Raw genomic sequence first — 10,962 nt, forward strand, 5'->3', positions numbered from 1 at the left:
AGCAAAGGTTAAAGGTATAAATCTTTTTTGTTTTAAAAATAGCACTGTTTAAAGTACTGGACAGAAATCTATAGCTATTTTGTATTTTTAGGTCTTATCGCTTCAAAATTTTCAAAAAAAGTGATGCATTATATCAACTTCAATTGGTTTACAATTTCTTGTATAGAAGCCTTGGCATCGCCAAACAAAAGACTACAATTGTCTAGTCCAAAAAGATCATTCTGAACTCCTGCATAGCCTTTGCTCATACTTCGTTTCATTACAATTACCTGCTTGCTTTCGTGCGCACGTATAATTGGCATTCCATATACGGGACTGTCTGGATTGTTTTCAGCTGCTGGGTTCACAACATCGTTGGCTCCAATAACCAAAACGGTATCATATTCGGCCATTTTTTCATTGCCTTCATCCATTTCCTTTAATGCGGCGTAATCTACTTTTGCCTCTGCCAATAAAACATTCATATGGCCTGGCATTCGGCCTGCCACTGGGTGAATAATATAATCTACTTCACAGTTTCTTTTTTCAAGCATTTGCTGTAATTGGGCGCATAAATGTTGTGCTTGCGCCACTGCAAGCCCATAACCCGGGATAATTGCCACTTTTTGGGCATAGGAAAGTGCAAGAGCTGTTTCAGCAACACTTATATCCTTAATTTCCTGTTCTTCTTCAGTACCACCTCCGCTACTTTTCTTGAATTTTCCTGCCAAGACCTTCATTAAGGAACGATTCATGGCGGTACACATAAGTAGCGTAAGGAATATTCCTGCCGCACCAACAAAAATACCCCCTGCAATCATTACTTTGTTTCCGTAAACAAGGCCCGTAAATGCTGTAGCAATACCCGTAATACTATTTAATAACGAAATAACAACCGGCATATCTGCCCCGCCAATAGGTAGTACAAAAAGAACCCCGTAAACTATAGCAAGCAACGCCAATACATAAATAAATGCTGCAAAACTCATGGGAATAACACCAAAAAAGTAGATTACTGGAAGCAAAACAATTAAAGCCAGAAGAAATCTCGCCGAAAATACCACACCCATTGTCCGATAATCTTTTACTTTTCCTGCCAATTTACGTTCGGCAATAATACTTCCCGTAAAGGCTATTGCTCCGGTTATGAGTCCGGCAATAAGCAAAATTTGTGTGCCTAAAATTGCGGGTTTTGCATCCATAAGGTTCGCTTCCACTAGGCCCAAAAGCATTGCACACCCACCTCCAGTAGCGTTAAATAACGAAACCAATTGTGGCATTCCCGTCATTTCAACTTTGTCTGAAAATCGTTTTCCCACAATTACGCCCGCGACAATTGCCACAAGCATAATTATCAAGTTTGGGGTTGGAATAGTTTGCCCTATTGGCGTAAAGAAAGTTAAAACCACTGCCAGCACCATACCAATTGCAGCAATTAGGTTTCCAGTTTTTGCTTTTTGTGGGGAGCTCATAAACTTTAGCCCGAGAATAAAGGAAACGGCGGCAATTAAATAGCCTACTTTAATGAGTATTAGCATCGTGAAAATTCTTTTTTCTAAACCTGTAAATAACAGGAGGTTGGTTTATTTATAAAAATTTTGAAATTGGTAGTGCGGTCACTTCTGAAGTATGATACTGATAATTTACTATGACAAATGCAGAGGTTCACTAGCCGCGAATTACTTTTTTGAATTAAACATCTTGAGCATTCTTCCGGTAACAAAAAATCCACCAGAAATGTTTAAGGTTCCAAGAAAAATTGCAATCCCGCCAAGGGTCAAGTTTAGGTAATCATCTTCAGGAATGGTTAGCATCATAAAAATGGCACCTACCAAAATTACACCGCTAATAGCATTTGCACCAGACATTAAAGGTGTGTGTAAAATTGCTGGTACGTTAGAGATTACTTCAATCCCGATAAAGATACAGAAGACCACAAAGTAGATGTCTTCAATGTGTTGATTTAAAAATTCCATGATTAGGCTAGTTGTGATTTTTTAGTGAAATGCGGATGCGACCATTCGCCGTTGTCCATTATTTTAGAAGCAGTAAGCAATGGATCGTCTGGGTTATCAGATTTTTCCATATACTTTAAAAATGAAAAATAGTTGTTTGAAAGTAAGTTTGAAGCTGCCGCTGGAATAGCTGCAGAAAGGTTTGAGTTTCCTACAATACTGACCTCCTTATGGCTAATGGTTTCCCCATTTTTTGAAAGCTGGCAGTTGCCACCTTGTTCGGCTGCAAGGTCAATAATAATACTACCGGGCTGCATAGCTTCAACAGAACGCGTTTCAACAAGCAAAGGTGCTTTTTTACCAGGAATATTTGCCGTACTGATTACAATATTGGCTGATAAGATGTGCTCGTGTATTAATTCTTTTTGCCTTTTTTGATAATCTTCGCTTTGCTCTACGGCATATCCACCCGCACTTGACGATTCTGTAAAGCCTTCCACCTCAATAAAAGTGGCACCAAGGCTACGGACTTCCTCACCGGCAGATTTACGTACATCAAATGCCTCCACAACTGCGCCTAATCGACGCGCGGTAGCAATGGCTTGCAAACCTGCTACACCCGCACCGAGCACCAAAACTTTTGCGGGCCTCAAGGTTCCGGCTGCCGTAGTGAGCATTGGAAAGATGCCGTTGTATAACTCCGAAGCTTTTATAACCGCTCTGTAACCAGCTAATGAAGCCATGGAGGACAACACGTCCATAGATTGCGCCAAAGTGGTTCTGGGCAGTAAATCTAAACTGTAAACTGTGGCCTTGTGCTCTTTATAACTAGCAAACTTGGTGTCGTAAAAAAGTGGGTTGAAAATCCCAATGAAGTTGATACCGCTTTTTATTTCGGTTTCGCCAAGCACGTGATTAATGGATATAATGGTGTCAGAATCATTAAAGACAGCATCTCTTGGGAGACTAATTGCACCGGCTTCAACATATTCTTGATCTTCAATTTGTAGTGAATTACCCAGTCCGGACTCAAAAAGAACCTTAATTTTAAATTCTGAAATAAGGCGTTTTACTTCTTTGGGTAACAAACAGACCCTGGGGTCATTTGGTGTTTTTAGAATTCCTAATGTACTAGACTTTGTACTAGGCTGTGATGGTTCAGTCATAAGCTTGTTGGAAAAATTGTATTATCGCTAAGATGAATTTTAGTTTTATTTGGCTAAAACATCAAAGTATTCCTCTTTAACCTTTCGGTATTTTTTTAAATGGGAAATATAAGTCTTTCTAAATTTTTCATGTTCGCCAACATAGAACATGTCGCAATCAACATCTTCACATTCGGCTGCTTTGGGAAGACTTTCTCTGTAATTTAAAAACTTATCTATAGCTTCAGTATTTGCCTCTTTTTCTTTTTCCAATTTCGAAATAACGGGCTGAGATTGAAAATTATTAGCAAGTTCTGTCCTGCTCAGGTTCAATAGGTTTTTAATTTCCTTATCGATATAGTTTAGGTGTTCTACCCAATTTTCAGATTCTATTGAATTGTGTTTATAGGTTATTGCTTCTGGGGAGTCGTGATCGTAAATTTCCATAATTTTAATAAATAATGTTATGATTTTACTATAATAGTACGTCAATATCAATAGGTCTTGCGGCCTGCTTAACGCTTGTAATTTTTATTTTTTTTGTGCCGTTTGGAAAATTCCATGTTACGGAATCTCCCTCTGCATAGCCCATTACCGCTGAGCCCAACGGAGCTAATACTGAAATTTTATTTGCTGCAACGTCCTTGTCTGTTGGAATTACTAACTGGAACTGGTTTTGCCATGAGCCTGATTCAACAGTTACAATACTGTTTATACGAATTATATCGGCAGGTATTTCGTCATGGTCATAAATAATTGCACGCTTTAGTTCTGAGCTTAAATTATTTAAGGAAACCTTTGTATTATCGTCTTTGTAAAATCCGGAAACATTCAATAGGCGCTTTAAGAAAACATATTCTTTTTTTTCCAATATCAAATTTCCATATTTCATAATTAAATAGTCCTTAGGTACTTAAAAAACAGATAAGACCGACTAACGTTATATTTTATTTTAGTCAGTCTTATCTATTTAAGATGAAGTTAATTGTTTATGGGAAGATCCCTCTTAAAATATAGGCCTGCTCAATACGTCCGATGGCAAGACTAAAGGCCGCGGTACGCATGTCTACATTATTTTCATCGGCATATGCTGTAACCTTTTTGAAGGTGGTGAAAAGTTTCTTTTCTAATTTCTCCAAAATTTCATCCATTTGCCATAGTTCTCCATTTCGGTTTTGTAGCCATTCAAAATAACTTCCAATTACCCCTCCAGAGTTGCACATAATATCTGGAATAATGGTTATGCCGCGTTCCATCAGTATTTTTTCTCCTTCAACATCAGTTGGGCCGTTTGCGCCTTCGGCAACCAAGCTCGCTTTTATGTTGTGTGCGTTCTTTTTCGTTATTTGATTTCCTAGGGCAGCTGGAATACAAATATCACAATCTAACGCAAAGAAGTCTTCTCCTTTCATAGCAGTTGCTTCAGGAAAATCTACAATACTACCTTTGTTGGCTTTTGCATAGTTAAATAAATCTTCTGTCTTGATTCCCTTATCATTGCGAATACTTCCGAAGGCATCTTGTACACCTACCATAACAGCTCCTTGGCCTTGTAGAAAGTGAGAAGCCCAATAGCCCACATTACCAAAACCTTGCATAATGAACTTTTTACCTTTTAGGCTTTCCTTATTCTTTTCAGCCCAAAACTTAATGGTCAAAAACACACCGTAACCAGTTGCGCGATCACGCCCCTCAAGTCCGCCACTACCTATAGGCTTTCCTGTAACTACGTGTTGGTTTTTGGAACGCTCAGACGTACTTTTTGTACTCATATACGTATCGGCAATCCAAGCCATCGTTTGGGCATTGGTGTTTACGTCTGGTGCCGGAATATCATGTTCTGGCCCAATATTTTCACCTAAAGAATATGTAAATCTACGGGTTATACGCTCCAATTCACTTTTAGAATATTTAGTAGGATCTATTTGAATTCCTCCTTTTGCACCTCCATACGGCAAACCTGCCAACGAAGTTTTCCAAGTCATCCACATAGCCAAAGCCTTTGCCGCATTAATATCTACGGTGGGGTGATAGCGAAGACCACCTTTATATGGCCCTAGTGCATTGTTGTGCTGCACACGATACCCAGTGAATATCTCAACATCACCATTATCCATACGTACCGGAAAGTGTATGATGATTTCGGTATTTGTGATACTAAGAATTTTTCGAACGTTAGGGTTCAATTCAATCTTGTCAGCAGCGTGGTTGAATTGCTCCAACACGTTATCCAACATTCCCTTCTTCTTTTGTTTGGGTTTTTCCACGGTTTGTTCGTTTGTCATTGTTCTTATTCTTTTAGTGATTTATTTTAAATACTCATTGTTTTTAGTCTAAGGCTATGAACTCCTCAGCGTGAATTACTCTAACGCACAAGCTGCATGCCATCATTGTTTAATAGCACAGCAAAACATCCTAATTACTTACATTCAGTAGTTTATATGTTTATCTTTAAAATAAGCTTAAAATTCATATCGGGTAATTTTTACGTAGCTGGGGAAAAATGCCCCAACTAAAGAACCTTGTAATCAAACAAGCGCTTTGGCTATTTATGGAAGTCATTTCAATATTCGCCATAAACCTATCCCTTTATTTTTCCTCTAAGGGTCTTTCGGTCAATTTTAAGTATTTCTGCAGCTTTACTTTGATTGTTCCCTGTTTTAGCGAGAACTTTTTCAATATACTTTTTCTCCATTGCCTTTAAAGAGAGTAAAGGTTCCTCTGGAAAGTCTATTTGGTACTTTAAGTTTTCTGGCAAATCTTTTAACCCAATGCTTCTATCACACATAATTACCGCACGTTGAATTACATTCTCCAGTTCGCGTATATTTCCTGGCCAATCATAACGTTGCAATAAGGTCTGGGCCTCCTTATCCATAGTAATATACCGATCCTTATATTCGTTACCGTATTTAAATAGAAACTTATCTGCCAATAATGGAATGTCTTCTTTCCGCTCCCTAAGTGGCGGTACAGCAATTTCTACAACCGTTAACCGATAATATAAATCTTCGCGAAACGTTCCCTTGGCTATCATTTCTCGCAAATTACTATTGGTAGCGGCAATAACCCGAACATCAATTTTCTTAGTCTTTCTTTCTCCCACTTTCATTACTTCTTTTTCTTGAAGCACACGTAAAAGTCGGGATTGAACAGAAAGAGGCGCGTTTCCAATTTCATCTAAAAATATGGTCCCGCCATTTGCTGCCTGAAAAAACCCATCGCGATCTTCATTAGCACCTGTAAAAGCTCCTTTTACATAACCAAAGAGCTCCGATTCCAATAAATTTTCAGGAATTCCACCACAATTTACCGGAATAAAAGGATTGCGTGAAAACTTGCCATTATAATGAATGGAACGTGCAACAAGCTCTTTACCCGTGCCGCTTTCCCCATTGACAAGAATAGTTGCCTTGTTATTTTTTACCCGCTCAATTACCTGGGTAACTTTTTTAATTGCATCACTTTCACCTATAATTTCATTGTAGGTATGCTTTATCTTTTCTTTTTCCAAGAATCTTTTTTTTGATCTTGAAGCGAGTGATTTTTTTACGCCTTGCTTTAATTCTTCTTTTGTAAATGGTTTTACCAAATAATCTACTACACCAGATTTTATTGCTGAAAGCGCATCCTGAACCGAAGGATAGCCCGTTACCACAAGTTTTGGCATGTTTGGATAATGCTCAGATGCAAACTGAATTAATTGAAAGCCATCAACCTCAGGCATTTTTAAATCGGTTATTAGTAAATCAATTTCAGTGTCGCGCAGAATTGCTACCGCTTCCTTTACCGAAACCGCTTTATAGGTGTGGTAACTCATTGTGTGTAAATGACGCTGAATTAACTCGAGGATGTTAATATCGTCATCTACAATTAGTATGTTTTCCTTGTGAAACATATTCTTTATTGTTTGGGGAAGTTAATAATAAAAATAGCGCCTGATGGTGTATTAGATTGATAGTCTATAGTAGCGCGATGACTTCTAATAATACCATGGACCACACTCAACCCAAGACCGGAACCGTCACCCACGGTTTTTGTAGTAAAAAATGGTTGAAAAATCTTCTCGATATTATCTGATGCAATTCCCGGTCCCTCATCAATTATTTTAAGGCATACCTGTTTATCGCGCTCTTCTAAACTAACCTGAATCAACCCATCCTCTGGAGAAAAATAGATCGCGTTTAACACCAGGTTAAAAATAACTTGGGTTATCTGAATGGTATCGGCCTTTAAACGCACTTCCGTTTCAGGCAAATTGACTACATACCGGACGTTATTTTTTTTAAAAGTTGGATCCAAAAGATTCATCGCATCTCTTATTACAGGTACAATGTCTGTTTGGTCTAGGTTCTGCGGCATTTCGCAGGCAAAAAACATCAACTTTTTTACAACTTCTCGAGAAAAAATAGCACTATTGATAATCTTATCAAGGTCCTTTGAAGTTTGCGCATCTTCGGATTCTTTCTCTTTTAAAAGCTCAGCGAAGCCCAAGATATTAGCCAATGGCGTATTGAGTTCGTGGGCAATTCCAGCAGTTATTTCACCTAAAATACTCAACCGATCTGCGTGTTCCATCTTTCGTTTTAAAACTGCTTCATTTTCACGAATGGATGCGCGTTCCAATAAATCGCCTACGTTTATGGCTACATTTTGCAACAGTTTTTTTTCTTCAGGTAAAAAATCTGCTTTTTCATATTTTTTTGCAGGATAGTGGATTTTAATCGTTCCCTTAGGTTCATTAAAAACTTGGATGGTACTTTCAATATACACACTTTTTGGAAGCGAAGACGATATAAGATGGAAGGGTTTAGATTCTATTTCAACAATAGCGTCTTTGTTGTATTGCAAGGATTTTCTAATGCTGAGCACTATGGAGTATAGGGTTTTATCCAACTCTCTGTAATCGTTATTTACAATAATTGAAGATACTTCGTATAAACACGTTAGCTCCTTGATACGTTTATTAAGGTTTTCTTCTAAAGTCATGCAATTGTTTGTCTTATACGTCAAAGGTATCAAATAATTGCCTGAATCTTTATACGAAGCGGGACATCAACATACTTATATGAGAAGAAGTTTCCGTATAAAACAAGTTTAAAGATATATTTTGTAATCGCGGCAATAGTTATTTATGTAAGTTTTAAGATTTTCTACAGCTTTTTTAAAATCAACCCGATCGCTTTCACCAAATCGTTCTGCCTCTAAATCGCGCTTCAGTTCCATAACAATACTATCTCGAATTTCACGTACTAAGATGCGCAGGTATTTTTCTTTTCCCATTTCGGAAACCTGTTGCAAGTCTATAAGGGCGTCACATACTTCAGCATATTCCGAAACAAACTCTTTTACCTCGGGTTTTTCCAATAGTTCGGGAGAATTTTTAAAGATTTCATTCGGGGTTTTCATACTATAAAAATATTTTTAGCCAGATTATTGGCCAATGTTAAATGAATCTAATTTTTAATCAAAGGAATATATTTTCTTCGGAATTTGATAACCAAGGCCCCTCCTCTATACGCCACCCAAACCGTCATTGCAATCCAAATACCTACCAGGCCCCATTCCATATATTTTGAAAGATAAAGCACCGGAATAAAGCCGAAGAAGGTTGCACCCAAGAGCACATTGCGCAGATAACCCATCTCGCCCAAGCCTTTAAAAATAGAGTCTAAGGTAAAAGCAATCGCGTTTAGCGGCAAACAGATTAAAACCATAAAGAACATTCCGTAAAATATGGAGAGCACTTTTTCGTCTTTGTTAAAAATGAGACCCAAAGGCTCATAGAGTATTACCCCTATTAACACCAATGTGATAGCTACAATAGTGTTGTAATAACTAACTTTTTTAGTTAGTTTCCACAGCCTGCCGTAACTGCGTTCGCCGAGAAGCTTTCCAGATAAAATATTTCCTGCTGCGCCATAGCCGTCAAGAAAAAATGCCGTGAATATCCAAATATTAAAGGCAATGGTATGGGCCGCAACGTACTCCTTTCCTAAATTGGCTGCTTCGCGAGTTGCTAATATCAAGGCAATATTAAGTGCTACGGAGCGTAGAAAAAGATTAAGGCTCATGCTTATCAACCTACTGATTTCATGATGCACCGGAAATCTTAATTTAAGCGAAACATCGGTTTTTTTCATCAAAAACCAAAAGGCCAAAATTGCCATAATAAGTTGTGAGATAAAGCTGGCCCACGCCGCCCCCTCAATGCCCATAGGCACAATGATTCCTTCTATACCATAGACCAGCGCAAAATCTAGCCCAATATTGATTCCTGCACCTATTGCGGCAATAATCATAGGCCAAAAAGTATTTTGGAGCCCCCTAAAGATTCCAAATACTGCAAAAGTGAATAGGGTTAGCGGGAAACCCCAAACACGAATGTTATAATACGCTATGCTAAAATCCAGAACAATCCCCTCGGCATTCATCATTGAGAAAATTTCTTCTACAAAGAAATAGGTGGAGATCAGCACTACGATGCTTAGGCCAATATTGAAATAAATGGCCTGTGCCGGAAAATCTTTTAATTGTTCTATCTTACCAGCTCCAAGATTTTGTGCGACTATCGTGGCAATTGCACTTCGCGTTTGTGCTAAAATCCATATAAGTGCCGAAAGAAAAGAACCTACAATACCAACGGCAGCCAAGGATTCTATGCCGAAATCTTTTATATTTCCCACCACAGCGGCATCGGTAGCAGAAAGCACTGGTTCGGCAATCCCCGCAATAATTGCAGGAACCGCGAGTTGCTGAATACGTTTAAACGAAATATCTGTTTTCTGCATATAGCCCGCAAAGCTACAAAATAGGAACTATTAAGAAGCTATTTGAGATACTGGGAGTTCATAACAATAAAAAGGAAATTCACTTTGATTAGAAAAATAGATCCTTTCCAAGCGTTGATAACCACGAGCTTCATAAAATTTTTGGTTGCGAAGGTTTTTGCTAAACGTATCCAAGCGGACAGAAGCAATATTGTTTTCAATAGCTAAACCCTCGGCAAAATGCATTAGACTTCTGGCAATTCCCTTTCCCTGATAATTGGGATGAACCGCCAAGCGGTGGATATAATAGTGTTTTGTTGTTTTGGTAAGCCATTTAACCGTTTTATATTCCGGATCCATTTCTGTTGAAATAACAATACAGCCCACAATTATTTTGTCTGAAATAAATACGTACAACGTACAGTTTTCAATATCTTTTTGAAAAATTGATTTGTTTGGATAGGTGTCACTCCATTGAAAAATTCCATCGGAATTCAGCTTTTTACCACAAGCCTTCGTAATGGCTAGAATCTGGTCAAGGTCTGAAGGCTTTGCAAGTTGTATCATAGTAATAAATAGATGGTAGTTCTAGCGCCGCTAAAAGGCTTGTAGGGTTTAGTAATATTCTTTTGCAAGTTACAAAATCATGGAAAACTGAATTGGACACTTATGCCACCACAAAATGAATCAGTGTCTAGAAATACTAGCGCATACAAAAAACAACCGCGTTCACGGTGCTGATTGGAACATATCGGAACGAACCGATGACCCATACCGAAATAAACTCCACAACCTCCTGAATACTGCTCCTAAGAAGCAGACCCATTAACGGAAACAAAAAATGAAAAACAAAAAACCACCGCGATAACCGGTGGTTTTGGTGGAGAATATCGGTTCCGATAGCTATCGGAACGAACCGATGACCCATACCGAAATAAACTCCACAACCTCCTGAATACTACTCCTAAGAAGCAGACCCATTAACGGAAACAAAAAATGAAAAACAAAAAACCACCGCGATAACCGGTGGTTTTGGTGGAGAATATCGGAGTCGAACCGATGACCTCTTGCATGCCATGCAAGCGCTCTAGCCAGCTGAGCTAATCCCCCATT

12 protein-coding genes and 1 tRNA gene are annotated in these 10,962 nt (G+C 38.4%); 1 reads left to right on the forward strand and 12 read right to left on the reverse strand.

The window, feature by feature from the left end:
• Window positions 1-128 precede the first annotated feature (128 nt).
• The 11 genes from QPK98_RS10695 to QPK98_RS10745 all read right to left on the reverse strand — a co-directional run bounded on the left by QPK98_RS10695 (window position 129) and on the right by QPK98_RS10745 (window position 10,416).
• Complete coding sequence (locus QPK98_RS10695; protein ID WP_310993319.1) at window positions 129-1,517, reverse strand: NAD(P)(+) transhydrogenase (Re/Si-specific) subunit beta; 1,389 nt, start codon at window positions 1,515-1,517, stop codon at window positions 129-131.
• A gap of 141 nt (window positions 1,518-1,658) precedes the next feature.
• A complete protein-coding gene (locus tag QPK98_RS10700) occupies window positions 1,659-1,955 on the reverse strand; it encodes an NAD(P) transhydrogenase subunit alpha part 2 (RefSeq protein WP_310993320.1) in 297 nt (98 codons plus the stop codon).
• A 2-nt stretch (window positions 1,956-1,957) separates the two neighbouring features.
• Complete coding sequence (locus QPK98_RS10705) at window positions 1,958-3,100, reverse strand: NAD(P) transhydrogenase subunit alpha (protein ID WP_310993321.1); 1,143 nt, start codon at window positions 3,098-3,100, stop codon at window positions 1,958-1,960.
• A 45-nt stretch (window positions 3,101-3,145) separates the two neighbouring features.
• Complete coding sequence (locus QPK98_RS10710) at window positions 3,146-3,526, reverse strand: hypothetical protein (RefSeq protein WP_310993322.1); 381 nt, start codon at window positions 3,524-3,526, stop codon at window positions 3,146-3,148.
• A gap of 28 nt (window positions 3,527-3,554) precedes the next feature.
• Window positions 3,555-3,971 carry a GreA/GreB family elongation factor gene (locus QPK98_RS10715; protein ID WP_310993323.1) on the reverse strand — a complete coding sequence of 139 codons (417 nt, stop codon included), beginning with the start codon at window positions 3,969-3,971 and terminating at the stop codon, window positions 3,555-3,557.
• 97 nt (window positions 3,972-4,068) lie between these two features.
• Window positions 4,069-5,364, reverse strand: coding sequence for a Glu/Leu/Phe/Val family dehydrogenase (locus QPK98_RS10720; protein WP_310993324.1), 1,296 nt, complete (start codon window positions 5,362-5,364; stop codon window positions 4,069-4,071).
• 296 nt (window positions 5,365-5,660) lie between these two features.
• Entirely contained in the window at window positions 5,661-6,977 is a 1,317-nt protein-coding gene (locus tag QPK98_RS10725; protein ID WP_310993325.1) for a sigma-54-dependent transcriptional regulator, read from the reverse strand.
• Window positions 6,978-6,982: 5 nt separating this feature from the next.
• Complete coding sequence (locus tag QPK98_RS10730; protein ID WP_310993326.1) at window positions 6,983-8,068, reverse strand: sensor histidine kinase; 1,086 nt, start codon at window positions 8,066-8,068, stop codon at window positions 6,983-6,985.
• 108 nt (window positions 8,069-8,176) lie between these two features.
• Complete coding sequence (locus tag QPK98_RS10735; protein WP_310993327.1) at window positions 8,177-8,488, reverse strand: hypothetical protein; 312 nt, start codon at window positions 8,486-8,488, stop codon at window positions 8,177-8,179.
• 47 nt (window positions 8,489-8,535) lie between these two features.
• Window positions 8,536-9,870 (reverse strand): MATE family efflux transporter, encoded by a 1,335-nt coding sequence (locus QPK98_RS10740; RefSeq protein WP_310993328.1) that lies wholly within the window; start codon window positions 9,868-9,870, stop codon window positions 8,536-8,538.
• Between the two features lie 30 nt (window positions 9,871-9,900).
• A complete protein-coding gene (locus tag QPK98_RS10745) occupies window positions 9,901-10,416 on the reverse strand; it encodes a GNAT family N-acetyltransferase (protein WP_310993329.1) in 516 nt (171 codons plus the stop codon).
• Between the two features lie 115 nt (window positions 10,417-10,531).
• Here QPK98_RS10745 and QPK98_RS10750 point away from each other — a divergent pair, with 115 nt between their 5' ends.
• Complete coding sequence (locus tag QPK98_RS10750; RefSeq protein ID WP_310993331.1) at window positions 10,532-10,678, forward strand: hypothetical protein; 147 nt, start codon at window positions 10,532-10,534, stop codon at window positions 10,676-10,678.
• A gap of 204 nt (window positions 10,679-10,882) precedes the next feature.
• Here QPK98_RS10750 and QPK98_RS10755 read toward each other — a convergent pair.
• Window positions 10,883-10,959 (reverse strand) — tRNA-Ala (locus QPK98_RS10755).
• Window positions 10,960-10,962 lie beyond the last annotated feature (3 nt).

This window comes from Aequorivita marina, assembly GCF_031631895.2.
GTDB lineage: Bacteria > Bacteroidota > Bacteroidia > Flavobacteriales > Flavobacteriaceae > Aequorivita > Aequorivita marina.